Genomic DNA, 24,294 nt, shown 5'->3' on the forward strand with positions numbered 1-24,294 from the left:
CCCCTACCAGGCCAACCGCCTCTTTCCAGGCCAGGTCTTAAGCCCTTGGCCGGTTAAAATCCCACTGGGTGGAGTGGGCCCAGGCTTCAGCGCGTTCCGTGATTTCGGCGATGAGTGGGCTCTTGGTTGCCGCGTAGGCGTTCATGTCCGGCCAGTCTTGACTGGCGAGCTGCTGTTTCAGCTTCCTGTAGAGTTCGCGGTCGTCGGCGTCGTGGCGCAGCCAGTCACGAAAGAGGAGATGGCGGCGTTCCCAATCGCTGCCAGCGGTACAGATGTGGACGTGGACGTCGAGGTCCTGGGTGCGCACCATGCGGTGGCCGGGCTGGCGGATGCGCAGGTGGTAGCCGGCGGCGATGAGTTGTGGAAGGTAAGTGTCCTCATCGTCGGCGTTGGGCACGCTCAGGTCGATGTCGATGATCGGTTTGGCTGCCAGGCCGGGAACCGCGGTTGAGCCGATGTGGTCGACACGGCAGGCCAGCGGTCCCAGAGCGGCGCTGATGCGGTCTCGCTCGTGTGCGAAGCGCCTTGGCCACGCCTTGTCGTACGGGACGACTCTGATGTCGCGCTTCTCCTGTCCGCCGATCAACTCGATGTCTGCCACCATGATGGGCATCATCTCATCGAGGTGGCGTTGCCCGGTTGCGTTTCTTCCGGCCGGGGTGGTCGGCCAGTGAGAGCAGATTGCGCGTTGGCTGGATCCATGGCAACGTCCGCCATGGCGTGCAATATGCGTGCAATGATCATGACTCCCCTGCTCCCCTGATGTGGTCGCGCCGCAGGTGGGAGGCCGGCCCACAGTCCGATCGGGCACGAGCTGTAAAACCGTTGATAGTCGGATGCCCGTCACTCCAAGGGTTACGTCTCCGTAGACAGCGCCGCCCTCGGGATCGTCTGACGGCCTCACGCGCCTATCTTGCGCTCGATCCAGGTATCCACATTTGCTCAGGACGTGCCACGATGACGCCATGTTCGAGTTGATCCACTGGAGAGGCTACCTGCGCGTCAACAAGCAGGTAGGAGCCGAGCGAGTGATCAACAGGATGGGCCGGGTTCTGGGGGACACCTTCACGCTCCTGTCCTACGAGCGTTACTGGAAGATCCCCGAACTGGCCGAAGTGCGGTTGACCTCTCCTCTCGGCGCTCGGGAGCCGCAGGATGCCGTGTTCCGTACACTCCTCGCCGTTCGGCGGCTCGGTGGCCCGTGGTCCGTTGGATGCCAGATGCAAGATGATCGTCTTGAGTTCGAAGGAATCGCGGCCAAGACGGCCCATGCTCGCTTCGTGGTGCCCGGCGTCGAGTGGCTGCTGTTCTCGGTGACCAACGACTGAAGATCCGGAACATGCACGGAATGGGCTCCGCCTGTCATGGCTGGCGAGTAACAAAACCCCAGGCCGCGACCGCATGCGCCGTACAGAAGGCGTTCCACAATCCGACGGTCGCAGGTTCGAATCCTGCAGGGTGCGCTTTGATCATGGCCTGACCTGCGGTTATGCTGTGGGGCTCATCGATGGGATGCGGTGTCTGACCTGCCGGTTCTCGGGTGGTGTCAGCTGGCCATCTGATCAGCTGGCGATCCGGTGCTTGTTGATGAGGCCGCCGAGGATGGCTCTGCGGTGGACTCGGTGGTCGGCCAGGTCAATCGGGGTTGGCGGGCTTGTTTCGGCTTGCGATGGGACCACCGCCCGATGCCGCGGTGAGGTCGGGCCGTGTTGTAGTGCGCCAGGTAGCGGTGAGCGTTCGCCTTCGCAGCCTGCGGTGGGCTCTTGATGACCCGTAGGCCGGCGTTGACGAAGACCGCGTCGAAGGCATCGGTGAACGGGCCTTCAGCTTTGTCGTGTCGATGTCAGTGTTCATCAGGAAGTTCATGGGCCGGTGGGGTTGGCGGTAACGCCGAGCAGGTGGGCGCGGCGGCTGCCGTGTTCGAGCATGATCAGGGCATACAGGCGTGTGAGGTTGACGGTGTCCACGTGCGGGAAGTCGACGGCGACGATGTGCTCGGCCTGGGCTGTCAGGAACTCCTTCCACGTCGGCCCGCTGCGGCGCGGAGCGGGGTCGATCCCGGCCCGGTTCAGGATGTTCCACACAGTAGAAGCCGAGATCTTGTGGCCGCGGCGGGGCAGTTCACCGTGGATACGCCGGTGACCCAGCGAGGGTTCTCCGCGGCCATGCGCAGGGTGAGGGCCTTGACCGCAGCGGCGGTGGGTGGCCGTCCGGGACTGCGACGTTTGCTGTAGTCCCACTTCTTCGCCGCGAGTTTGCGACGCCAGGCCGGCAACGTGGCCGGCGTTCGGTCTCTCGGTGAAGGCAGGCCCGTGCCGCCGCCCCGCGTGTGGCGAGACGGCGGCCCGGGAGGTGTTCAGCTCTCTCAGCCACGGATGACCGAGATCACCTTGTCGGCGTCGCGGGTGAGCACCTGACGAACGTCGGCGCGGGGGACGAGCGTCGCGTCCGCGACGCGTTCCTTGAACTCATCGAGGAACCGCACCGCCTGGTCGTCCTTGCCGGACGCCTCGGCCTTGCGGGCCTGGGTGAGCCTCTTCGTCAGCTTGCCGTGCGCGCCCTGCGACAGCCAGCCGCCGGCACGGAACCTGTCGAGCAGGTTCTGCATGTCCTGCAGCGACGTGGTGACGCCGAACCGTACCGACGTGGTCACCGCGTTGCCGGCGTTGTCCGTGGACGTGACCGCGACCGTGTGCGTGCCCAGCGTCTGGGTGAACAGCGGCAGCACCGAACCCGATGTGTACGGGGCGTTGTCGAGGGTGCCGGTCGTGCTGCGGACGCCCGAGGTGGCGTCCACGGCCTCCCAGGTGATCGCCACGTCTTGGTGGTCGCCGTACGTCTCGCCGTCGGCCACGCCGGACACCAACAGGGTTGGCTTGGTGCCGTCGATCTTCAACACCGCGGCCTTCTCCTCCTCGACGTTGCCTGCCGCGTCGGCCGTGCGGTAGCGCAGCTCGTGCTCGCCGTCGCCGTCGACCACCACGGGCGTTCCCGCGTAGGGAGTCCAGGCGCCGCCGTCGAGCGCGTACTCGATGCGCTTGACGCCGGAGTGGGCGTCCTGCGCGGCCAGCTCGACCGGGACCGAGTCCTTGCTCCATCCCTTCTCGTTGGGTGGGGCGAACGACGCGGTGGTCTGCGGGGCGGTCGCGTCGATCTTGAGGGTGAGCGAGCGGGCCTGCTCGACGTTGCCCGCGCCATCCCGCGAACGGTACTCCAGGGTGCGCGTCCCGTCGCCGCTCACGGTGAACGGCGTGCTGTAGGCGGTCCAGGCGCCGCCGTCGATCCGGTACTCGCTGGCGGCCACGCCGGAGCCGCCCTCCTCATCGGCCGCGGTCAGGGTGATCTCGACCGGAGCGGTGCCGTACCAGCCCTCCTTGCCGTTCGGCTCGGCCGGGTTCGGCTTCGCCGTCGTGGTCGGCGCGGTCTTGTCGGCGGCCTCACCACCGGCCTTGGTGAAGCGGAAGGTCTGGTTGGGGGCGAGCGTGCAGTTCCACTGGATCACCGCGGCGCCGTCGTCCTGGGAGACGCCGAAGACGTCGACGCACAGCCCGGTCTTGGCCGAGACGATCTGGAAGAGGCCGTCACCGCCGGCCGGGACCAGGGTGAAGTACTGGTTGGGCGCGTCACCGGTGCCGCTCGCGTGGCAGGTCCACTGGACGAGCTGGGTACCGGGTGTGGTGGTGCCGCCCGGGACGTCCGCGCACTTGCCGCTGCCGGCGTTCTTGAGCTGGTAGCCGCCGGGCGCGGGCATCACCTCCCACTGCTGGATCGGATCGCTGGTGGCGCCCGACTGGACGAGCGGGGCGTCGTCGGCGGTCGAGGCGTCCTGCGTGGTCACGTTCTTGCCGCTGTGCTGGGCGGTGACCGTGTAGACGCCCGGCTCGATCACGGGAGGCGGAGCCTCGCCCACGAACTGGACGGCGTCCAGGTCGAAGGCGTTGGCGGCGGAGTTTTTGAACACCACGTAGAGCGTCGAGGTCGTCGCGTCCGCCGCCACCGGGACGGTCTGGGTCTGCTGGTAGTTGTTCCAGCCTCCGGTACCGGGGACCGTGGTCCTGGCCAGGAGCCGGCCGGTGGGGGACTCGGCGTGCAGTTCGATCGCCCCGCCGCCGGTGGGGCTGGACAGCCGGTAGTTCACGCCCTTGACGGCGTGCAGGTTCATCGGGGTGAACGAGATCCAGTCGTTGTTGCTGATGTCGCCGATGCGCTTGCCGCTCTCGGCGCCCTGCTCCTCGATGACCCGCACGCCCGACTGGGCGTTGAAGAACTCGGCCTGCTTGCGCATCGGCTGCAGGATCGCCTTGGCGTGACCGGTGAGCGGCATGTCCTGCGAACCGTCGGTGTAGCGCGCGTTGAGCACGTAGAACAGGTTGGCGCCGTCGGGATGCCCGCCGAGGTTGCCGGTGTTGACGACGCCCTCGCAGCCAGGGATCTCCACGGTCTCGTGCTCGTGGTCGTCATGGCCGAGCGCCGGGTTGACGAACACCTTGGAGCAGTCGATCTCGCCGTCCTCGGGGTCGGTGACCTTGATCTTGTACGGCACGTCCTGGCCGAACTGGATCGGCGAGCCGTTCAGCGGGGTCTCGATGGTCACCGTGGGCCGGGTGTTGCCGGCGATGATGTCGATGTTGGCGAAGCCCTCCTTGCCGCTGCTGTCGCTCACCTTGAGCTGGGCGGTGAACTCGCCCGCGGTCTGGTACACGTGGCTCGCCTTGACCTCGGTGGAGTCGACGGTGCCGTCGCCGTCGAAGTCCCAGGCGTAGGTGAGGGCGTCGCCGTCGGGGTCGTAGCTGCCGGAGGCGTCGAACTCGACGCTCAGGGGGGTCGGGCCGTCGGTCCGCGAGGAGGTGGCCTTCGCCACCGGCGAGCGGGCGCCGGCCGCGTAGTCGATCCGGTAGAGGCCGGAGTCGTTGTTGCCGCCGCCGAAGTCGGTGCCCCACTCCAGCAGGTACAGCGAGCCGTCGGGGCCGAAGGTCATGTCCATCGGCTTGAGGAAGGGCGTGTTCCCCAGGAAGCTGTTGATCTTGAAGACATTGTCGTCGGCGTCGAGGTGGATCTCCTTGACGTAGTGGCGCGACCACTCGTAGAAGAGGTTCACGCCGTCGAAGTAGGCCGGGAACTTGGTCTCCGACGGGTTGTCGGCCTGGTACCGGTAGACCGGGCCGCTCATCGGCGCCGCGCCGCCTGAGCCGAGCTCGGGAAAGGCCGGAGAGGTGTCGTAGCCGTACCACATGACCGGCTTCTCGATCGGCGGCAGCTCGGTCAGGCCGGTGTTGTTCGGCGACTCGTTGACGGGGGCGGCGCAGTTGAACTTGGCGCCGATCTCCTTGGTGTCCGGGTTGTACGGCGCGTACGGCTGGTTGTCACCGTGGCAGAACGGCCAGCCGAAGTTGCCCGCCTTCTTGATGACGTTGTACTCCACCAGGCCCTCGGGTCCCCGGTCGGTGGTGGCGCCGCCCCGGTCCGGGCCGTAGTCGGACACGTGCAGGGACCCGGTCTTGGCGTCGACGGTGAACCGGAACGGGTTGCGGAAGCCCATGGCGTAGATCTCGGGGCGGGTCTTGGCGGTGCCCGGCGGGAACAGGTTGCCCTCGGGGATGTCGTAGCCGCCGTCGGCCTTCGGCTTGATCCGCAGGATCTTGCCGCGCAGGTCGTCGGTGTTGCCCGCGGTACGGGCGGCGTCCAGCATCTGCTGGCCGGGACGCCAGTCGAGCGGCGCGTACCCCTGCCAGTCGGGCGACAGGTTCGGCGGCGTGTCGTCGCCGACGCTCAGGTAGAGGCTGCCGTCGGGGCCGAACTCGACCGCGCCGCCGGTGTGGCCGGGCTCGGGGAAGGTCCGGGCACGATAGGCCGGGACCTCGATGATCTTCTTTTCGGTGCTCAGGTCGATGGTGTCGCCCTGCACGGTGAACCGGGACAGCCTGTTGACGTCCTCGGCGCTGTCAGCCGGTGACCAGTACACATAGATCCACCCGTTCTGGGCGAAGTTCGGGTCCAGTTCCATGCCGACCAGGCCGTCCTCGCCGCCGGTGTAGACGTTGAGGGTGGCGGCGGTGACGGTCAGGTGGGTGTCGGGCTTGTAGATCTTCACCTCGCCCTGGCGCTGGACGTAGAACACGCGACCGTCGGGGGCGACGTCCAGCTCCATCGGGTTGCTGGTGTTGTCGTCGAGGGTGACCTTCTCGAAGCTGCTCCATACAGTGCCGCCGCAGTCGCCCGGCTGGGCGCCCGCCGCCCACTCGATGCCGCCGAGTACGTGCTCGCGGAACTCGGGCTCGGCGTACGCGCCCGCGTCGTGTCCCATGGCGGTGGCCCACACCCGGGCGCTCTCGGCCTGGCGGCACCAGGAGATCGGGTGGTCCGCCCCCATGGCCGAGGAGCCGGGGTCGTAGGTCGTCTCGTCCGCGGCGACCAGGACGTGCACGTTGCCACGCGGGTTCGGCGAGAAGTTGTACCACTCCTCCGGGCGCTGCCACCGCTGCGGGAGGTTCTTCGTGGAGGGGTGCACCCGGTCGACGACCTTGGCGAGGCCCTGGAGGACGCCCGGCGAGTGCGCCGGCATGTGGGCGCCGCCGTTGATCAGATCGTCCCACCAGGGGAACTCGTTCTCGACGCCCATGTCGAGCGCGTTGTGGATCGCCACGACGCCCTTGCCCGATCGGACGAACTTCTGCAGCGCCTGACGCTGGGCGTCGTTCTCCCAGACCATGCCGGAGTTCTGCAGCATGATCAGGACGTCGAACCCGGCCAGGTCGGTGTCGTTGAACACGGAGGAGTCGGCGCTCTGCACCACTTCGAAGGCATGGGCCGCGGCCAGGTCGTTCACCATCTGGATGCCGGCCGGGATGGAGCCGTGCACGTACCCGACCGCTTTGGTGAACAGCAGGGCGCGGAACCCGTGAAGGGCACCGGTCGCCTGGGCGGGAGCCGGCGACAGCACCAGTAACAAGGCTGGGAGTAAGAGGGCAGCGAGAAATCGTCGCATGGCGAATCTCCGGGGTGGGGAGAAGGGGGTGACCGGAAGCGCCCCGGCGGGGGGCGCGCCGGCGGGCGTCAGAGTGTGCGCAGGTAGGCGAGGCCGTCCACGGCCAGCGTGTCCTGGCTTTCCGCGAGCGGCCGCCAGATGGAGGCCGCGGTGGCGATGGTCTGGTTGTGAGCGGTGAACGACTCGATGACGAGCGGGCCGGTGTAGCCGGCGTCCCGCAGGGCGTGGGTGAAGCCGGGCCAGTCGAAGTGGTCTGCCCCCGGCGTGCCGCGATCGGTGCCGCACACCTGCACGTGCCCGATCCGGCCCGCCGCGGCCCGTACCGCCTGGGCGGGGTCCTTCTCCTCGATGTTCATGTGGTAGACGTCCAGTGCCAGGTAGCAGTCCTCCGGCAGCGCGTCGAGCGCCTGCTCGACGGTGTTGAGCAGACTGGTCTCGTACCGGTTGAGCGGCTCGACCGCGAGCTTGATCCCGCGCTCGCAGGCGTGGTCCAGGACGGGCCGCAGATTCTCGCGCAGCTCGGCGTACGCGCTGCGGCGCTCGTCCGGCGAGAGCCGCCACGTACGCCCGACCGAGGCGTACGCCGGCCCCCCGATCACCGGGGAGCCGACGGCCACCGCCACGTCGACGCAGTGCCGCAGGTAGTCCTGGGTGTCACGGACCGCCTCCGGGGACGCGGCCACGATCTCCCGCCCCGGCGGCATGACCAGCACCACCGACGCGGCCAGCCCGTGCTCGGCCAGCACCGCCGCGGCCTTGTCCGGGTTCCAGTCGCCAGGCCACTCGACGGGCAGTTCGATGACGTCGAAGCCCCACCCGGCGACGCGCGGCGCGAGCCGCGCCAGGTCGTCGTCGGTCAGCGGGGAGACCCAGACCCAGGTGTTCACTCCGATGGAGAACATGGCGTCCCTCTTCGTCGTCGTCTCGGCTCAGCTCTGCTTTCCGCCCCAGTTCTCCGGGAACCCGGGCAGGTCCTCGCAGCCGCACAGGGCGTAGTGCAGGGGCGGCATGTTCGGCTGGAGGTAGGTGGGCAGGGTCTCTTCGGTGATCTTGGGCTGGGGCAGGTTCCAGACCTTGGGCACCTCCTCTCCGTTGAGGATCTTCAGTGCGGCGATGATCGGGGTGCGCCACTGGTACGTCGGGTACGTGGGCGCGATGGCGGTGAGCTTCGCGTCCTTCCACTTCTGCAGGAAGTCCTGCTGGTCCTCGCCGGTGACCGGCGGTACCGGCAGGCCGGCGTCCTCGAACGCCTCGACCGCGGCCACGGCGGTCCCTCCGGAGTCCATCCAGACGCCGTCGATCTTGCCGTAGCGCTGGATGTAGTCGTTGACGATGCTCTTGGTCTTGGCGGCGTCGCCGTCGGTGAACTCCACGCCCACGACCTGGAGCCGGCTCTTGTCGAAGACCGTCTTGGCCGCCGACCAGCGGGTCTCCAGCACGTCAACGCCGGGGCTGATGCGCAGCGCCAGGACCTTGCCGCCGTCCGGCACCTTCTCCACCAGGAAGTCGGCGGCGTCGGCGCCGTACAGGTAGCCGCCGATGGGCTTGATGAACGTCACCGGGCAGTCGGTCTCCACACCCCGGTCGAACACGATGACCGGCACCTTCCCGCAGGCGCCTTTCACGGCCGGCGTCAGCGTGGCGGTCGTGTTGGGCGAGACGATCAGCGCGTCGCAGCCCTTGGCCTGCAGCTCGGCGATGTCGGAGATCTGCTTGTCGTCCTTGCCCTCGGCGTCCAGGGCGGTGAACTCGGTGATCTCCTTGTGCAGGCCGACCTCGGCCTGCATGGTCTTCCAGCCGACCTGCCGCCAGGGGTTGTTGACCGCGGCGTTGGAGAAGCACAGGTGGTACGGCCCGTCCTTCTTGAACGCCTTGGTGTCGGTCATCTGCGGGGTGATGGCCTGCTCCCACGGCTTCCCGTCGGGGCCCTGCGGAGTCTGCGACCGCATGGCCAGCTGGGCGTCGAAGTCGGCCTGCACGAAGAACTTCGACTGCGTGCCCGTGCCCGACCCCTGGCCGGTCTGGTCGGTGCTCGCGGCCGGCGCGCTGCTCTGGGTGGCGGGCGGCTTGTCGGTGGTGCAGCCCGCGAGGGCGAGTGCGGCGAACACGGCGACCGTGGCCTTACGACGCGGCATGTGCGTCTCCTTTTCGGGGGGTGAACTTCCAGGGAAGTCGGACGGCTCCCGCCGCGACCGCGACGATGATGATGACGCCCTGCACGGTGAACTCCAGTGCCCCCGAGATGCCGTACAGGTTGAGCAGGGTGAACAGCGCCTCCAGCGTGAAGGCCCCCGCCATGGCGGCCAGCACGGAGCCGCGTCCGCCCCCGAGCACCACGCCGCCGAGGACGACCGCGGTGATGGCGGAGAACTCCAGACCCTGGCCGACCTGGGCAGAGACGCCGGCGAAGCCGCCGAGCAGGATCGCCGTGACGGCCGCCGCCAGGCCGGAGAGCATGAAGGCGAAGATCTTGACCCGGTGGACCCGGACCCCGGACAGCGCCGCGGCACGCTCGTTGTCGCCGGCGGCCATCAGCGTCTTGCCGAAGTCGGCGCGCATGAGCCAGATCGCCGCCGCGCCGACCGCCAGGAGGATCAACACCGACCACGGCACCGGCCCGAGCCCGCCACGGCCGAAGGCGCGGAACCCCTCCGACAGCGCACCGCGCGGCGCGCCGCCCGACCACAGGAACACCGCTCCGGACAGGACGAGCAGCATGCCGAGCGTCACGATGAACGACGGGACCCGCAACTTGGTGGTGACCACGCCGTTGACCAGCCCGACGAGCAGCCCGATGACGATCAGCAGGGCGATGACCGGCCAGGTCGCGGACTCCTCGCCGTCGATGAGGCGGGCGGCGATCACCACCTCGGCCGTCACCAGCGAACCGACCGACAGGTCGAACTCGCCGGAGACGATGACGAAGTACTGCCCCGCCGCGAGGATCACCAGCGGCGCGGCCCGCTTGGCGAAGGCCAGGAATCCGGCGGGCTCCAGGAAGAAGGGATTGACGAAGGCGATCGCGGCCAGCAGCACCACGAGGACCGCCAGGATGGGAAGTGCCCGCTTCATGCCGACCGCCCCTTGGCACGCCGGGCGTAGACGGCCACCGCGATGACGATGACCACGCCGCGGACCACGTCCTTGACGAAGGAGTTGACCTCCAGCTGGTTGAAGATGGTGTCCAGCACGGCCAGCAGCAGCACCCCGCCCACGGTTCCGGCCACGCCGCCCTTGCCGCCGGCCAGCGCGGTCCCGCCGAGCACGACCGCGGCGATGGACTCAAGGTCGTAACCGCCGTCGGTGCCCACCGTGGGCGCTCCGGCGCCGAGCCGGCTCGCCAGCAGCAGGCCCGCGACGCCGGCGCAGACGGAGCACAGCACATGGGTGAGCACGACGATCCGCCCGGTACGGATCCCGGACAGGCGGGCGACCTCCTCGTTCCCGCCGACCGCGTAGATCCGGTATCCGAGCCGGGTCCTGCTCAGCAGGAACCAGGCCACGACGGCCACGCCCGCCCAGAGCAGCGCGGAGACGGGGACCGGCCCGATCCGGGAGTAGCCGAGGACCTGGAACGACTCGGGCACCTTGCCCGCGGGCCCGTCGTACAGGTGGTCGAGGATGCCCCGGATGATCAGGGCGACTCCAAGCGTGGCGATGAAGGCGTGGACCCGGAGCCGGGTGATGACCAGCCCGTTGACCAGCCCCACCAGAGCGCTGACGGCCAGAACCGCGGCGATCGCGGGGACGATGTTCCCGTCCTGGCCCGCCATGATCTCCGCCGCGACCAGCGAGGTCAGGCTGATCAGGTACGCCACCGACAGGTCGAGCGACCCGGCCAGGATCGCCAGCGTCTGCCCGACGGCCACGATGCCGAGGGCGGCGGAACGCTGCTGGATCCCGACGATGCTCTCCATGGTCAGGAACTGGCCGCCGTCGAGCGCGACGAGGACCCAGCCGAGCGCGATCAGACCGAGCAGCGCGAGGAACACCACCTGGGTGGGCTCGCGTAGTCGCGCCGCCACCGGGATGCCGTTCATGCCACCACCTCCGCCGCGGCCAGGCGCATGATGGCCTCCTCCGAGGGGCCGGCGGGCAACGTGCCGGCGATCCGGCCGTCGCGCAGGACCACGATGCGATCGCTCATGCCGATGAGCTCGGGCAGCTCGGAAGAGATCATCATGATGGCCATGCCGTCATCGGCCAGCTCGCGCATCAGATCATGGATGGCGGCCTTGGCCCCCACGTCGACGCCCCGGGTCGGTTCGTCGAACAGCAGCACGCGCGGCGCCATCATCATCCATCTGGCCAGCACGACCTTCTGCTGGTTCCCGCCGGACAGGTAGCGGACCTCCTGGTCCTGGCGCGGCGGCGACAGACGTACGCGTTCGAGCAGGTCGCGGACGCCGTCGCGGTCCTTGCCGCCCACCGCGCGGGCGACGAGCAGCGCGTTGTCCCGCACCGACTGGCGCAGGACGAGCCCTTCGGCCTTGCGGTCCTCGGTCACGAGCCCGATTCCCAGGGCCACGCCTTCGCGTACCGATCGGGGCCGCGACGGCGTCATCTCGCCCTCCGTGAACGGCTCCGCGCCGAAGATGGCTTTGGCCAGTTCGGACCGTCCGGAGCCCTGGAGGCCCGCGATGCCGACGATCTCCCCGGCACGCAGCTCCAGATCGATGCCACGGAGCTTGTGGTTGCCCGCTCCGCGCAGGCTGAGCCGGGTCTCGCCGACGCCCGAGGAGCGGGGCGGGAAGTAGGTGCCGAGGTCGCGGCCGACCATCAGGCGGATCAGCTCGTCGGAGGTCACCTCCCCGATCGGGCGGGTGGTGACGCGGGAGCCGTCCTTGAGCACGGTGACCCGGTCGGCGAGGTCGAACACCTCTCGTAACCGGTGGGAGATGTAGAGCACCGCGACGCCGCGTTCGCGAAGCCGGCCGATCAGCCGGTAGAGGAGCTCGACCTCGTGCTCGGCGAGGGCGGCGCTGGGCTCGTCCATGACGACGAGCCGGGCGTTCACCGACAGCGCCTTGACGATCTCGACGACCTGCTGCTGGGCCACCGACAGCCTCTTGACGGCCTCGCGCGGACCGAAGGAGCCTTCGCCGAGCTCGTCGAGGAGCCGTTCGGTGGCCTGCTCCATCGCCGTCCGGTCGACCAGGCCGCGCCGGACCGGCTCGCGTCCAAGGAAGACGTTCTCGGCGACGGTGCGCTCGGGCAGGAGGTTGAACTCCTGGTAGATGATCGCGATGCCGGAGCGCTGCGCGTCGAGGGGGTGGCCGAAGGAGATCGGCCGCCCGTCGATCTCGATGGTGCCCTCGTCCGGAGCGTGGACCCCGCAGACGATCTTCATGAGGGTGGACTTGCCGGCGCCGTTCTCTCCGACGACGGCGTGCACCTCGCCGGCGGTCACGTCCAGGTCGATGCCGGACAGCACCCGTACGCCGAGGAAGCTCTTGCCGATGCCGCGCATGTTCAGCACGGGCTCCACCTCCGGCTCGCCGTCCGGGCGAGACCACCCTGCTGCGTCTTCTCGCCTGGCGACCCGGCTAATCGGAGAGTGGCCGCACCTGCTGACTGCGGGGCTCCGACCTGCACCCGCCCCAGGAAACCTGTCCCAACGATGCGCATCCTCCGATCATCGGGCGGTTTCTGGCTTATGTCCCTCATGTTGCCGGATGCTAAAGGCGCCTTATGTCGACGGTCAAGCAAAACTGGCGGGTAGCTTCGGCATAACTATGATGTGACCGGAAAGATCCGGTTTTCAACGAACGGAGCAGGTGTTGACTGAGAGCACGCTGATCGACGCCGGCGGCTCGGCCGCCGGAGCAGGGGCCCTGCTCTCGATCCTGCGCGACGGGCGGCCGCGCACCCGCGCCGAGCTGGCCCAGCTCACCGGATGGGCCCGCTCGACGCTCTCGCTTCGGCTGGACGCCCTGATGCACCAGCGCCTGGTCGCGCCCACCGACGACGCGATCCACTCCGGCGGGCGTCCCGCGACCACGTTCACCTTCAACCAGAGCGCACGGGTCGTGCTCGCTGCGGACCTCGGCGTGACTCACGCCCGGCTCGCCGTCACCGACCTCGCGACCATCCCGCTCGCCGAACGCAGTGCCGAGATGCCCATTGACCGGGGCCCGGAGCCCGTGCTGACCTGGCTCATCGAGACCTTTCGCGAGCTGCTCGGCGAATGTGGCCGCAGCCTCGCCGACGTCTGCGGCATCGGCGTCGGCCTCCCCGGGCCGGTCGAACACGGCACCGGCACGCCGGTCAACCCGCCGATCATGCCCGGCTGGGACCGATTCGTGGTGCCCCAGTGGCTGAGCGCCCGGCTCGGCGTCCCCGTGCTGGTCGACAACGACGTCAACATCATGGCGCTGGGTGAGTACTGGGCGGTGAGATCGCAGGTCCAACACATGATCTTCGTCAAGGTCGGCACCGGCGTAGGCTGCGGGATCATCAGCGAAGGCCGCATCCATCGCGGCGCCCAGGGAGCGGCCGGCGACATCGGGCACATCCGGGTCCCGTCGTTCGAGGAGGTCGTCTGCCGGTGCGGCAACATCGGATGCCTCGAAGCCGTGGCGGGCGGCGGGGCTCTGGCCGCCCGCCTGCGCGAGGCGGGCGAGGACGCCTCCGTCAGCCGCGACGTCGTCGACCTGGTGCGCGCGGGCAACGTCCAGGCAGTCCAGGCGGTCCGGCAGGCGGGCCGGGAGATCGGCATGGTGCTCGCCTGGGTGGTCAACTTCTTCAACCCCTCGCTCATCGTCGTCGGCGGCGACATCGCCGAGGCGGGCGAGCATCTGCTCGCGGGGGTCCGCGAGGTGATCTACAGCAGGTCGTTGCCCCTGGCCACGCAGCACCTCGGCATCCTGGCCAGCGAACTCGGCGACCGCGCCGGCGTCACCGGCGCGGCCGTCATGGTCATCGAGCATGTATTGGCGCCCGATGTGGTCGACCAGGCGGTGACGGCCTGAACGCGGGAGGATAAGACGGACAGGGTCCTAGTTTTGCCTGACAATCGACAAAAGGCGCTCGTCCTCGACCTGGGTAATGTGCAGTAGGCGCCTGTCGGAAAATCCATCCATGCAGGTCAAGCGGCATGTAAGTACTCTGAAGGACGCCGCCAAGCCGGTCTCGTCGGCGTATGTTCAGGCCGGTCATTCGCTCTGGATCCGTGATCGGGTCCGGGACGGTACGCAGCGGGGCGGCTTGGTTCAGACTTGATGGGCTCGATGCCGGTTGTCGAACCGTTCGTACTGGCGTAGGGCGCGCCGCAGGTGGCGTTCGTTCCAGATCGGTCAGCGGTCCAGGAGTTCGTGGCGGCAGGACTGCACCCATCGCTCCATGATCGGATTCATCCGCGGCATCCAGATACCGGTGAGTACGGTCTGGATGCCTGCGTCTACAACCCGACCGGCCCTCCGCTCCCCAAGGTCACGATTGCGGTTCGTGGTCGCGGGTCAAAGTATTCCTTGACACGAATATTCGCCAGAGAGAATACTTATCTCCATGGAGGCACTCCTCACCGCACTGGCCGACCCGGCCCGCTGGCGGCTCGTGACTTTGTTGGCCGAGCGGCCCCGGTCGGTCGGCGTCCTCGCCCAGCTCGCCGAGGCGCGTCAGCCGCAGACGACCAAGCATCTGCAGACCCTTGAACGTGCTGGTGTCGTCGTCTCTCAGCGCACCGGCCAGCGTCGCGTGTACGCGCTCCAGCCCGGTTCCCTGCGGGATCTGGCGGCTGCGCTCAATCGGCTCGCCGACACCGCAGACCGGGACGGCGGGCCACGCGAGACCTATGACCGTTACGGGGCCGGCCTCCACGCCGAGCGGCACGCCGCACAGGAGCCTGGGTGGGCCGACGGCCGCGCGTTCCGCTTCCGCCGCTCTCTGACAGGGCCCCCCGAGCTGATCTGGCACCACCTGACCGACGCATCACCGCTCGCCCGCTGGTGGGCGCCCGACGGCCTGCGCGTCTCGGAGTTCGTGTTCGAGGCGCGACCGGGTGGGCGGATCGTCCTGGAATACCGCGATACCGAGGACCTCGACGGCTCCGACGTGGTCGTCGGGCGCGCACAGGGTGTCGTCGACGACGTACGCCCCGGCGAGCACCTGGCCTACCGGCTCTCCCCCCTGCTACCCGACGGCGGCCTCGCCTTCACCGGCCACCTCGACTTCGACCTCCGGCACACCGACACCGGCGCCGACCTGGAGGTCCATTACCGGATCACCGACAGCACCACCGACTCGGCCGACTTCATCGCCGGCATCGAGATCGGCTTCGGCCAGAGCCTCGACCGACTCGCGGCGGCCCTCGCCGCCGATACCCACACCACCGACAGCACCGAGCACGACACCGACACAAGGAGCACGAAATGACCGGGCAGACCACCGGACGCAAAGTCACCGCCAACCTGGTCATCAGCCTCGACGGGCGCTACCACGGCGCCGGCGGACCCGCCGACTTCGCCACGTTCGCCACTTACGCGACCACCGACGTGGCGCGCGACCAGATGACCCGGATGCGGGAGAACGCGACCACGGCCCTGCTCGGCCGGGTCCTCGCCGAAGGGTTCATGGCGTTCTGGCCATCGGTCGCCGCCGACGACAACGCCGATCCGCGCGACCGCGCCTATGCCAAGTGGCTGGTCGACACCGAGAAGGTGGTCCTGTCGACCACCCTGACCGAGGCACCGTGGGAACGCACCCGCGTGGTGAACGGCCCCGTCGCCGATCTCGTCGCCGAGCTCAAGGCCGACGGCGAGGGCGACATACTCGTCAACACCAGCCCCAGCGTCACCAAGGCGGTGCTTTCGGCCGACCTGCTCGACCGGATGTACCTCACCGTCATCCCGGAGATCACCGGAGGCGGGCTGCGGCTGTTCGACGACGGCCTCCCGCCGTCGAAGTGGAAGCTCACCCACCAGGAGACCGGCGAACTCGGCGCGATGGCCCTGGTCTACGACCGAGTCCGCTGAACCCACACGGTTCCAAAGGACTGCCATAGGCCAGCAGGGTGTTCTCGCGATGAGGACGATCGAGGAATGGGATCCTCTCATCGGGCATAGATCGCCGAATGCGGTTCGGATGGCCGCCAGCCGGCCCCATGGGCCCGCGCGAGTGCCGTAATCGAGGCGCCCCGCCGGGACGGTGTTCTCAGCAATCGGACTTCCACGGGTTGATCGCGTTTTCGGCGGGGCCGACCTCCGGCCGTCCCAGCAGCCGGAAGGCGATCCCCGCCGCGCGCAGCAGCACCACGCCGAGAACGGCCGTCTGCGGCGACGGCACCGTAAAGGCGAGCATCGCCGACAACGCCTGAGCGCTCACGATCGACAGGCCGGCGGCGGGCATCCCCTCGCGCTTGACCAGCACGAAGAAATCCGGCTCGCCGCTTGCAGACGAGCGACACCTTGAGCGGGTCACCGGACCAGCTGGTGTCGCGAAAGCAGTACTCGCCCCATGGTCGAACTCGCTCGGCGCATGCGCCAACGTGGTGCCGTTGTCCGGCTGCTCCTGGCTCATCGGCCCCGCGCCTCCTCGTCGCGATCTCTCGATCGGGCCGACTCGTGCTCACGCCGGCGTTCTGCCCGCTGCCGGACCGCGCGCGGGCTGTCCTCGGCCTGCCGCGCGGCGTCGTCCCGCGCGGCCGTCTCGCGTGGCCAGGGTCCGCTGCCGCAGATCCTCGGTCGCGGCCATGAACCGCTGTTCCCCTTCGTGCAGCCGGCCCAGGACGTGCGTCTCGGTGTCGTAGCGGGCGACCAGCGCGTCAAGGCTGGCCACGTGCTCCAGCGGGGTGGGCCGCTCGTGCTCGGGCGTGGGTCCGCGGCCGCGTCAGGGGCCTGGCTTGGAGCCGGTGGGTACCCGGAGCGCGATCAACGCGATGTCGTCGGTGCTGGTGGGGGCGAGGAGAGTGTTCAGGAGGCCGTCGCAAAAGCCGTCCAGGGGACGACGCGCGAATGCCGAGGCTTGTTCGCGGAGCCGCTCCAGCCCCCGGCCCAGGTCCTCGCCCGGACGTTCGACCAGGCCGTCGGTGTACAGCAGTACGGTGGAGCCCGGCGGCAGGGGCTCAACGGCGCTGTCGTAGGGCTGGTCGAAGACCACGCCCAGCAGGGGATTGGCGGCTTCTTCCAGCAGGCGGCAGTCACCGTCGCGGGCGACCAGGAGCGGTGGCGGGTGTCCGGCTACGGCGTAGTTGAGCTGCCACTGGCCGGGCTGGGGTTGCCCGACGCGGGCCAGGGCGCAGGTGGCGGTCGCGTCGGGGGCCAGTGATTGCATGGCGATGTTGAGCCGCCGCAGGATCTGGCCGGGTGGGCCGGGGCGGTCGACGGTCAGCGCCCGCAGCATGTTCCGCAGCTGGCTCATCTGGACGGCGGCCTCCAGGTCGTGGCCGGCCACGTCGCCGATGGCCAGCACGGTCGCGCCGTCGGGGAGAACGAAGGAGTCGTACCAGTCGCCGCCGACCTCGGCGGCCGCGGGGCTCGGCAGGTAGCGGGCGACGATCCGCAGGTCGGCGTGGTCGGTCGGTTCGGCGAGCAGGCTGTGCTGAAGGGCCAGGGCCACCTGCTGGGTGCGTTGGAACCGGACGATGGTGCTCAGCGCGTCGTGGATGTGCTCGAACATCTGGCCGATGAGGTCGACGTCGCCCGGGCTCAGGGGCGGACGGTCCCCGACCGTGGCGGCGGTCACCACCGCCGCCACGGTCCCATCGACCATCACCGGCAGCAGCACGACGCTGTTGGCGGCCACCTCGGTCAGCCAGGCCGTCGACTCTCCGGGCAGCAGGTCGGCCGGTGGCTCGCCCGGCGGGAAGGTGCGGTGCAGCGGGCGGCGCTGCTCCACCGCGCGGGTGAACCCGCTGTCGGCTGGGAACTTGGTTTCGCGGAACGGCAGGTCCGGCCCCAGGCCCTCACGCACGGTGGTCGTGGCGACGCGCTTGGCGATGACTGGTGCGCCCTTGGGCCGGTCGCTGAATCCGGACAGCAGGTGTATGCCGCACCCGTCGACAAGAGCGGGCACGAGCACGTCGGCGATCGCGCCGAACGTCTCCGGCAGCCCGGTGTGCTGGGCGGCCGCGCCGGCGGCGCGATCGAGCAGCTCCCGGCGGCGTTGCCGCTGCCACTGCTCCTCGATGTCGGTGTACGTACCGAACCACTCCACGACGACGTCGTTCTCGTACACCGGCGTGGAGGAGATCTCGAAGCGCCGGTACTGCCCGTCCTTGGTCCGCAGCCGGCACACATGCCGCGTGGGGCGGCGCCACCGGCGCGCCTCGCCAAACGCTCGAATCGTGGGTTCACGGTCGTCGGGGTGCAGGGCCCGCGTCCAGCCCGTCCCGCGGAACTCCTCCCAGCTCTGCCCGGTCACCCGTTCCCAGTCCGGGCTCGGTTCGATCGTCTCACCCGTCGGCCCCGTGACCCACACGAGCTGCGCGCTCACTTGGACCAGGCTCTGGTACCTGCGCAGGATCCGGCGCTGCTGCTCGGCGGTGTGGGTGGCACGCCTGGCCGCTGTGACCTGCCCGGTGACGTCCACCGCGGTGATCAGCACACCGGAAGGCTCCTGAGTGAACCGGGAGAGGCGAAAGGAGAAGAAGCGCTCCTCATCGTCGGTCGCGGGGTGGGACAAGGTCACCGGCGTCTCGGTGAGAGTGACGGGCTCCCCGGTGGCCAGCACATGGTCGAAGTGGCCAAGGTGGTCCCGCTGCAACAGGTCGCGGAACGCCTCCGAGATCGGCTCGCCGAGCGGACGGTCACCGAAGTACGCCCGGTAGGCGGCGTTGGTGTAGGCCAGCCGGTGGTCCTGTCCGATGGTCAAGGCGACAGCGACCGGCACGGAGTCCAACGCCTCGAGAGCGAACCTGGCGGTGCCCTCCCCGCGGGCATCGTCCATCGCCCCTCCCCACTCGTTCGGCCGATCCACCGATACCGGCATGCCCCTCTCGCTTCGCCGTACCCCGCGAACGCGGCGGACACGCGCTCACGGAACGTACAGGCACACCGGCGGATCCTGTCCCGCTCGAAAATACGGTTTCGTGCTGTGAGCTGGGGTTTTGCTGCATGATACGGGCGGTGGCTGCGACCATCTCGAGGTGTTGTTGTCGTTGGCTCACCGGTTGGTGAGGGGCTTGTTCGGCCTGCTGACCGTGCTGATCCGCGCTGAACTGTCAGGACACCCTTGCACCCGCCGGCCGGCCAAGGCAGTGGTCGTGCGAATGGCGCAGCATCATCCAGGTCCATGACCAGGTTGCGGGCTTGCTGCGTGGTCCATGCTCCGGTCGGGTGTGTGGTTACTCCGGCCAGGTGCAGGCGCCGGGTGCCGTGCTCGGTGAAGACCAGCACATACAGCCGTTTGAGCAGCATCGGCTCGACTATGAGGAAGTCACAGGCGGTGATCGCGTGGGCTTGAGTGGTCAGGAACTGCCGCCAGGTCGGGCCTGCCCGGCGACGTGCAGGATCTCCCATACGGTGCAACGCAGCCAGGAGCGGCTGCTCGGTTCGCCGATCGCCGTCGGAGATTCTCGTTGATGATTGCGGCAGTCAGTTCCTCCCTTCGCGGACATCCTTCCCCTGTTCGGCGAACGCCTTGAAATCCTGCATGTGCTGCTGCGACTGCTTGTGGAAGGCACCGGGCATCATGAGCCCCACCAGCCGCATCAGCAGGCCGCTGAACCGGTATTCGCTCTCGCTCTCCCAGAGCGTCGTCTCCGGATCGGCCTCGGTCAGCCGATCGCGAACGACGCTCCACATGCCCGCGCCGACGATCTCGCGGTCGAAGTGAACGACGATCCCTTTGGGGATCCCGTGCAGGTCTGCCGGCTCCCGCCGTGTGATCGTCTCGGTGCACTCGATCTTCCGTTGCCCTGACTGCATCACGACCCGCGACTTGGTACCGAGCTGCCCGTGAATCCCACTCAGCGGCTCGTGCAGCACCAAGCCCCGCAGCCAATTCGGTAGGTGTGCCGGGTCGGCGAGCAGCTGAGCCACCCTCTCCCGCGGCAGGGCGATCTCGATCGAGTTGGTGTACTTCATGACGCGCATTCCTTCCAGGTGTGGGACAACATGGCGTTTGTGCTACTCGTCTGCTCCTCGACGGAGAATCTCCCATCCGTCTCGCGATCGACGATTCGCATCGGCGGTACGAGCGCCAAGGATGCCGGTCAGTCCACCGCGGCAGGAATGTCAGATCGGGTCGGGCAAGTAGAACTTGGTGGTGGCCGCGACATGCTCCGGTTCGCCACCGGGGCCAGGTGAGCCTCGCCCCAGGCCGCGGCGCTGCGCCGGATGAGCTCGCGCCCTTCGGGCGACTTCTGGACCCCCTCGTGGTCGGCGGTCTCGCCACCGGCCAACAGCCGGGCCAGAGCGAGGAGAGCCAGGTCCCGGCCAACGCCGCCGGCACCGGGGCCGTAGGTCGGGAAGAGAGGCTCCTCGACGGCCGCTGCGTGGATCAGTTCGAATTCGGTGTCGCCGGTCGGGCCCGGGACCAGGCGCACTTCCACCTCGCTCGTGCCGGGCCAGGCGTCGGCATCCGGCCCGTAGAGCCAGGACACCTTCAGCAGACGCGGCGCCTCGCACCGGAGGATCTCACCGTGCTCACCACCGTCCAGCTCGAACTTCCCGCCAAGCCGCAGATCCCCGGTGCAACCCCGTCTCGCAGATGGGAGACCGGTCGTCGGCCATGGCTGCGTAACAAGGGTGGCGCCGCCGGCGTGTGAGGCCGCACGAGCCCGAAGGCGACCCGTACCGCTCTGCCGCGTCGAGCGGCCGGGAGGAAGACGGCGCCTCGCCGGTGGCGGCTACCATCACGCAGCTAACTGATCAGGAGAGTTAGGTGCCGGAACGATTGTGTCGGTGGAGGCTGCAAACATGGCGGGGTGATGGACGACTACGCCTGGTTCTCCCGCGAGCGCTACCCCGAGCTGGCGGATGCCTACTGCTTCACCTATGTCCGCGGGTTGACGCCTGCAGAGCTGATGACGCGGCTGGGCGTCGGGGCTGACGACTGCTCTCGTATGACGCTTGGCGAGCTGACGGAGGCGGGCTTCGGCAACGGCATGGTCGGCGCCGGCGCCGTCGGAGACTGGGTGCTCATGGTCGAGGCCAACGGGCTGGCCGGCATCACGGAAGAGATCATCGTGCCGTTGTCGGCAGGCACCCGCCTCGTGTCCCAGTTCTTTCTTGAGGTCAAGATGCTGGACTGGTTCTACTGGGTGGAAGACGGAACGATCCGGTACGAGTCCAACAACGAGGGCTACTCGGAGAGATTGCCGGACGAACTCGTGGAGACCATGGCGCGGGTCGGCCCCACATGCTCGTCACTCGGCGACCTTCACTTCGTCCTGGCCGAGCGCCTCACCGGGATCAGGCTGACACGGCAGCTGCTGGAGGAGTCCACTTACCTGTGCGGGGTCGTTCCTGGGCCGTGGTGACGGCACCCACCGTCGGTGCCCAGGACGCGAGCAGGCGGAAGGGCGTTTCGCGTTCGGTCACGTCCAGGGCGACCCCGTGACGCCCCGGTGGCGCCGGTGACCAGCCAACCTTGGGGGACGGGCCTGACGGCCACCCCCGAGCACACGGCGCTGACGTAGCGGGCGATGGCCGACCGCCGCCGGTGCCCGGAGACGAGGGGTACGGCCCAGTCGGCGGGAAGTCCTCCACAGCCTCCGCACATGCGACCGCACCCCTCTCCTGATGACTACTGCCGGGGCTTCCTGGTCTTGAAGTCCTCGGCGATGGCGTCGAAGGTGGACCAGCGGACGCCCTCGTGCTGGTTGATGTGCTCGATGAGGCGCTCCAGCATGAGCAGCACCTGCGGGCGGCCGGAGACGTCCGGGTGGATCGTCATGGTGAAGACCGCGTAGTCCATCTCGCGGTAGACCCAGTCGAACTGGTCGCGCCACATCTGCTCGATGTCACGGGGGTTGACGAAGCCGTGGCTGTTCGGGCTGGTCTTGATGAACATCATGGGGGGCAGGTCGTCGAGGTACCAGCTCGCCGGGATCTCGATGAGGTCGGTCTCGTGGCCGCGTACGAGCGGCTTCATCCACTCGTGAGCGCCCTTGTCGTAGTCGATCTTCGACCAGGTGTCGCCGACCCGCACGTAGTACGGCTCGAAGTCGCGGTGCATGAGCGAGTGGTCGTACGTGATGCCGCGTTCGAGCAGCAGTTCGTTGGTCACCGGCGAGAACTCCCACCAGGGGGCGACGTAGCCGGTGGGGCGCCTGCCGGTGCGCTGCTCGATGAGGCCGATGCAGTAGTCGAGGATCGTCGACTCCTGCTCCCGGGTCATGGCGATCGGGTTCTCGTGGCTGTAGCCGTGCACGCCGATCTCGTGGCCCGCGGCCACGACCTCGTCGAACTGCTGGGGGAAGGTCTCGATGGAGTGGCCGGGCCAGAACCAGGTCGAGGGCAGGTCGTACTTCGTCATCAGGGCGTTGAGCCGCGGGACGCCGACCTCACCGGCGAACAGGCCGCGCGAGATGTCGTCGGGGGAGTCCTCACCGCCGTAGGAGCCGAGCCATCCGCCGACGGCATCGACGTCGATACCGAACGCCACGAAGATTTCCTTGGCCACAATGCATCCTCTCTGCGGGTGAACTTCTCAGATGTACGGTTCGAGGGTCTGCTGGGTGACGGCGACGCCTTGCGAGAGCAGCAGAGCCAGCAGCAGCCTCGCGTGGTAGAGAGGCAGGCCGCCGAGGTTCAGCGCGCCGGCGCGCGTGAGGTCGGCCCCACCGCCGTTGCCGTACATGGGCACGACGGGTCCTTCGGCTACCCGCGTGGACAGGCCGACAATCGTTCCGGTACGCACCGCCTCGGAGACCCACGCCAGCAGGGCGTGGTTGCCGTTGCCTGCTCCGGTGCCGGCGAGCACGACCGCCATGGCCCCGGCGTCGACGGCGGCGCGGGCGAGCGCGGCGTCCGCGCCGGGATGGGCGGTCACGACGTCGACCCGCGTCTCGTCGAACGCGGGGCCTGGCCGGTCGAGTCGCGCGGGCCGTACCGGCCGGGCCGTCAGCTGGACCCCCGATGCGCCGGCCCGTCCGATGGGCCCTCCGTCGCCGGCCCGGAACGGTTCCGGCGCGATCGTGTGCTGCTTGCGCGTCCGACCGGCCGGGAAGATCCGGCCGGCGAAGCAGATGAGCGCGCCGCAGCCCCGCGCCTGCGGCGCGGCGGCCAAGGCGATGGCCTCACGGAGGTTCTGCGGCCCGTCGCTGTCGGGGCGGTCCGCCGCCTTCTGCGCGCCGGTGAGGACCACGGGCTTGTCGCTGTCGTGCACGAGGTCCAGGAGGTACGCCGTCTCCTCCATCGTGTCGGTGCCGTGGCTGACGACGACTCCGGTCACGTCGTCCCGCGCGAGCTCCTCCGCCACGGCCTCGGCGATGACGCGGAGCTCGCGGTGGCCGAGGAGGTAGGAACCGACGTTGAGGAGATCGCGTCCCTCCACCTCGACGTCGGTCGGGCCGACGGAGCCGAGGATCTCGCCCGCGGTTCTGCTGGCCACGGCGGCGCTGTCGGGGCCGCTGCTGGAGGCGATCGTCCCGCCGGTGGCGATGAGCACGACGCGGGCGGTGCGGGACGACCCGCTCATGGCATGACGTCCCCGCTGTTGGGGCCGAGGGTCTGGCCGACGTAGATGTCGCCGTCGGGTGAACCGGCCAGCAGCAGCGCGGTCGGTGCGACCTCCTCGGGTCGGCCGAACCTGCCCAGGGGCAACTCCGCGGACTTGCTGCGCTTCCACTCCTCGGACAGCCCGTCGATGAGCGGCGTGACGATCGGGCCGGGCGCGATCGCGTTGACCAGGACCCCCTTCGGCGCGAGTTCGAGGGCGAGCGCCTTCGTCAGGCCGATGACCCCGGCCTTGGCCGCGACGTAGTGGGCGAGGTTCGTACCGCCCTTGATGCCGAGCTGGGAGGCGATGTTGATGATGCGCCCTCCGCCGGCCGCGACCATGTGGGGCGCGGCGAACCGCGCGGCGAGGAAGACGCCGCGCAGGTCGACCGCGATGGTCCTGTCGAAGCGCTCCGGAGACATCTCCAGGAACGGGACCTCGTCGAGGATCCCGGCCGCGCTGACCAGGATGTCGAGGCGGCCGTGATCCTGCACGACCTTCGCCGTCGCGCTCTCGACGGCGCCGGCGTCGGTGACGTCCACGACGTGAGCGGTCCCCAGATTCTGGAGTTCTTCCGGTACGGGCGCCACGTCGAGCAGCGCGAGCCGGGCCCCTTCCCGGGCGAACAGCCGCGCCGTCGCGGCCCCGATCCCGCCGGACGCTCCCGTGATGACCGCGACCTGACCTTCGAGCTTTCCCATTTCGCG

21 protein-coding genes are annotated in these 24,294 nt (G+C 69.0%); 5 read left to right on the forward strand and 16 right to left on the reverse strand.

The window, feature by feature from the left end:
- Nucleotides 1-37: 37 nt before the first annotated feature.
- Nucleotides 38-604, reverse strand: a complete 567-nt coding sequence (locus ACIBP6_RS03510) for a GrpB family protein (RefSeq protein ID WP_397048330.1) — start codon at nt 602-604, stop codon at nt 38-40.
- Nucleotides 605-965: 361 nt separating this feature from the next.
- Between ACIBP6_RS03510 and ACIBP6_RS03515 the strand changes: the two genes are divergently transcribed.
- Complete coding sequence (locus ACIBP6_RS03515) at nt 966-1,328, forward strand: hypothetical protein (protein ID WP_397048332.1); 363 nt, start codon at nt 966-968, stop codon at nt 1,326-1,328.
- 534 nt (nt 1,329-1,862) lie between these two features.
- Here ACIBP6_RS03515 and ACIBP6_RS03520 read toward each other — a convergent pair.
- From ACIBP6_RS03520 to ACIBP6_RS03550, 7 genes are all read right to left on the reverse strand, one after another.
- Nucleotides 1,863-2,084, reverse strand: coding sequence for a hypothetical protein (locus tag ACIBP6_RS03520; protein ID WP_397048334.1), 222 nt, complete (start codon nt 2,082-2,084; stop codon nt 1,863-1,865).
- Nucleotides 2,085-2,365: 281 nt separating this feature from the next.
- Nucleotides 2,366-6,940: a ThuA domain-containing protein gene (locus ACIBP6_RS03525; protein ID WP_397048336.1), complete on the reverse strand. Its 4,575-nt coding sequence runs from the start codon at nt 6,938-6,940 to the stop codon at nt 2,366-2,368.
- Between the two features lie 113 nt (nt 6,941-7,053).
- Complete coding sequence (locus tag ACIBP6_RS03530) at nt 7,054-7,887, reverse strand: sugar phosphate isomerase/epimerase family protein (RefSeq protein WP_397048338.1); 834 nt, start codon at nt 7,885-7,887, stop codon at nt 7,054-7,056.
- Nucleotides 7,888-7,914: 27 nt separating this feature from the next.
- A complete protein-coding gene (locus ACIBP6_RS03535; protein WP_397048339.1) occupies nt 7,915-9,120 on the reverse strand; it encodes a substrate-binding domain-containing protein in 1,206 nt (401 codons plus the stop codon).
- A complete protein-coding gene (locus ACIBP6_RS03540) occupies nt 9,107-10,057 on the reverse strand; it encodes an ABC transporter permease (protein ID WP_397048341.1) in 951 nt (316 codons plus the stop codon). The genes ACIBP6_RS03535 and ACIBP6_RS03540 overlap by 14 nt, the downstream gene beginning before the upstream one ends.
- Nucleotides 10,054-11,025 (reverse strand): ABC transporter permease, encoded by a 972-nt coding sequence (locus ACIBP6_RS03545; protein ID WP_397048343.1) that lies wholly within the window; start codon nt 11,023-11,025, stop codon nt 10,054-10,056. Before ACIBP6_RS03545 ends, ACIBP6_RS03540 begins: the two co-directional genes overlap by 4 nt.
- Nucleotides 11,022-12,455: a sugar ABC transporter ATP-binding protein gene (locus ACIBP6_RS03550; RefSeq protein ID WP_397049293.1), complete on the reverse strand. Its 1,434-nt coding sequence runs from the start codon at nt 12,453-12,455 to the stop codon at nt 11,022-11,024. The genes ACIBP6_RS03545 and ACIBP6_RS03550 overlap by 4 nt, the downstream gene beginning before the upstream one ends.
- Nucleotides 12,456-12,765: 310 nt before the next feature.
- On the opposite strand from ACIBP6_RS03550, the gene ACIBP6_RS03555 reads away from it, so the two are divergent.
- The 3 genes from ACIBP6_RS03555 to ACIBP6_RS03565 all read left to right on the forward strand — a co-directional run bounded on the left by ACIBP6_RS03555 (nt 12,766) and on the right by ACIBP6_RS03565 (nt 15,957).
- Nucleotides 12,766-13,956 carry an ROK family protein gene (locus ACIBP6_RS03555; protein WP_397048345.1) on the forward strand — a complete coding sequence of 397 codons (1,191 nt, stop codon included), beginning with the start codon at nt 12,766-12,768 and terminating at the stop codon, nt 13,954-13,956.
- A gap of 535 nt (nt 13,957-14,491) precedes the next feature.
- Nucleotides 14,492-15,358, forward strand: a complete 867-nt coding sequence (locus tag ACIBP6_RS03560) for a metalloregulator ArsR/SmtB family transcription factor (RefSeq protein WP_397048347.1) — start codon at nt 14,492-14,494, stop codon at nt 15,356-15,358.
- Nucleotides 15,355-15,957, forward strand: coding sequence for a dihydrofolate reductase family protein (locus ACIBP6_RS03565; RefSeq protein ID WP_397048349.1), 603 nt, complete (start codon nt 15,355-15,357; stop codon nt 15,955-15,957). The genes ACIBP6_RS03560 and ACIBP6_RS03565 overlap by 4 nt, the downstream gene beginning before the upstream one ends.
- Before the next feature lie 178 nt (nt 15,958-16,135).
- Here the strand turns inward: ACIBP6_RS03565 and ACIBP6_RS03570 are convergent, their stop codons facing one another.
- From ACIBP6_RS03570 to ACIBP6_RS03590, 5 genes are all read right to left on the reverse strand, one after another.
- The gene (locus ACIBP6_RS03570; RefSeq protein WP_397048350.1) at nt 16,136-16,501 is read right to left on the reverse strand and encodes a hypothetical protein; all 366 of its coding nucleotides are present in this window, start codon (nt 16,499-16,501) and stop codon (nt 16,136-16,138) included.
- A 48-nt stretch (nt 16,502-16,549) separates the two neighbouring features.
- Complete coding sequence (locus ACIBP6_RS03575; protein ID WP_397048352.1) at nt 16,550-16,759, reverse strand: hypothetical protein; 210 nt, start codon at nt 16,757-16,759, stop codon at nt 16,550-16,552.
- A gap of 51 nt (nt 16,760-16,810) precedes the next feature.
- Nucleotides 16,811-18,868 carry a SpoIIE family protein phosphatase gene (locus ACIBP6_RS03580; protein WP_397048353.1) on the reverse strand — a complete coding sequence of 686 codons (2,058 nt, stop codon included), beginning with the start codon at nt 18,866-18,868 and terminating at the stop codon, nt 16,811-16,813.
- Nucleotides 18,869-19,515: 647 nt separating this feature from the next.
- The gene (locus tag ACIBP6_RS03585; RefSeq protein ID WP_397048355.1) at nt 19,516-20,007 is read right to left on the reverse strand and encodes an SRPBCC family protein; all 492 of its coding nucleotides are present in this window, start codon (nt 20,005-20,007) and stop codon (nt 19,516-19,518) included.
- A gap of 128 nt (nt 20,008-20,135) precedes the next feature.
- Nucleotides 20,136-20,606 carry a hypothetical protein gene (locus ACIBP6_RS03590; RefSeq protein ID WP_397049295.1) on the reverse strand — a complete coding sequence of 157 codons (471 nt, stop codon included), beginning with the start codon at nt 20,604-20,606 and terminating at the stop codon, nt 20,136-20,138.
- A gap of 246 nt (nt 20,607-20,852) precedes the next feature.
- On the opposite strand from ACIBP6_RS03590, the gene ACIBP6_RS03595 reads away from it, so the two are divergent.
- On the forward strand, nt 20,853-21,404 hold the full coding sequence (locus tag ACIBP6_RS03595; RefSeq protein WP_397049297.1) for a DUF6461 domain-containing protein: 552 nt from the start codon (nt 20,853-20,855) through the stop codon (nt 21,402-21,404).
- A gap of 266 nt (nt 21,405-21,670) precedes the next feature.
- On the opposite strand, the gene ACIBP6_RS03600 is transcribed toward ACIBP6_RS03595, so the two are convergent.
- Genes ACIBP6_RS03600 through ACIBP6_RS03610 form a run of 3 tightly spaced genes read right to left on the reverse strand, consistent with a single transcriptional unit; the run spans nt 21,671 to nt 24,288 of the window.
- Complete coding sequence (locus tag ACIBP6_RS03600; protein ID WP_397048357.1) at nt 21,671-22,549, reverse strand: polysaccharide deacetylase; 879 nt, start codon at nt 22,547-22,549, stop codon at nt 21,671-21,673.
- A 27-nt stretch (nt 22,550-22,576) separates the two neighbouring features.
- The gene (locus ACIBP6_RS03605; RefSeq protein WP_397048359.1) at nt 22,577-23,566 is read right to left on the reverse strand and encodes an asparaginase; all 990 of its coding nucleotides are present in this window, start codon (nt 23,564-23,566) and stop codon (nt 22,577-22,579) included.
- Nucleotides 23,563-24,288 carry an SDR family NAD(P)-dependent oxidoreductase gene (locus tag ACIBP6_RS03610; RefSeq protein ID WP_397048361.1) on the reverse strand — a complete coding sequence of 242 codons (726 nt, stop codon included), beginning with the start codon at nt 24,286-24,288 and terminating at the stop codon, nt 23,563-23,565. Before ACIBP6_RS03610 ends, ACIBP6_RS03605 begins: the two co-directional genes overlap by 4 nt.
- Between the last annotated feature and the right edge of the window lie 6 nt (nt 24,289-24,294).

The organism is Nonomuraea terrae (assembly GCF_044465245.1).
Lineage (GTDB): Bacteria > Actinomycetota > Actinomycetes > Streptosporangiales > Streptosporangiaceae > Nonomuraea > Nonomuraea terrae.

What these genes read in the sequence shown, in the direction of transcription:
- ACIBP6_RS03545 (WP_397048343.1), bottom strand. Translation starts at nt 11,025, where the DNA reads ATGAACGGCATCCCGGTGGCGGCGCGACTACGCGAGCCCACCCAGGTG.
- ACIBP6_RS03595 (WP_397049297.1), top strand. Translation starts at nt 20,853, where the DNA reads ATGGACGACTACGCCTGGTTCTCCCGCGAGCGCTACCCCGAGCTGGCG.
- ACIBP6_RS03580 (WP_397048353.1), bottom strand. Translation starts at nt 18,868, where the DNA reads ATGGACGATGCCCGCGGGGAGGGCACCGCCAGGTTCGCTCTCGAGGCG.
- ACIBP6_RS03610 (WP_397048361.1), bottom strand. Translation starts at nt 24,288, where the DNA reads ATGGGAAAGCTCGAAGGTCAGGTCGCGGTCATCACGGGAGCGTCCGGC.
- ACIBP6_RS03535 (WP_397048339.1), bottom strand. Translation starts at nt 9,120, where the DNA reads ATGCCGCGTCGTAAGGCCACGGTCGCCGTGTTCGCCGCACTCGCCCTC.
- ACIBP6_RS03585 (WP_397048355.1), bottom strand. Translation starts at nt 20,007, where the DNA reads ATGAAGTACACCAACTCGATCGAGATCGCCCTGCCGCGGGAGAGGGTG.
- ACIBP6_RS03570 (WP_397048350.1), bottom strand. Translation starts at nt 16,501, where the DNA reads ATGAGCCAGGAGCAGCCGGACAACGGCACCACGTTGGCGCATGCGCCG.
- ACIBP6_RS03540 (WP_397048341.1), bottom strand. Translation starts at nt 10,057, where the DNA reads ATGAAGCGGGCACTTCCCATCCTGGCGGTCCTCGTGGTGCTGCTGGCC.
- ACIBP6_RS03560 (WP_397048347.1), top strand. Translation starts at nt 14,492, where the DNA reads ATGGAGGCACTCCTCACCGCACTGGCCGACCCGGCCCGCTGGCGGCTC.
- ACIBP6_RS03510 (WP_397048330.1), bottom strand. Translation starts at nt 604, where the DNA reads ATGGTGGCAGACATCGAGTTGATCGGCGGACAGGAGAAGCGCGACATC.
- ACIBP6_RS03565 (WP_397048349.1), top strand. Translation starts at nt 15,355, where the DNA reads ATGACCGGGCAGACCACCGGACGCAAAGTCACCGCCAACCTGGTCATC.
- ACIBP6_RS03605 (WP_397048359.1), bottom strand. Translation starts at nt 23,566, where the DNA reads ATGAGCGGGTCGTCCCGCACCGCCCGCGTCGTGCTCATCGCCACCGGC.
- ACIBP6_RS03515 (WP_397048332.1), top strand. Translation starts at nt 966, where the DNA reads ATGTTCGAGTTGATCCACTGGAGAGGCTACCTGCGCGTCAACAAGCAG.
- ACIBP6_RS03530 (WP_397048338.1), bottom strand. Translation starts at nt 7,887, where the DNA reads ATGTTCTCCATCGGAGTGAACACCTGGGTCTGGGTCTCCCCGCTGACC.
- ACIBP6_RS03550 (WP_397049293.1), bottom strand. Translation starts at nt 12,455, where the DNA reads ATGCGCGGCATCGGCAAGAGCTTCCTCGGCGTACGGGTGCTGTCCGGC.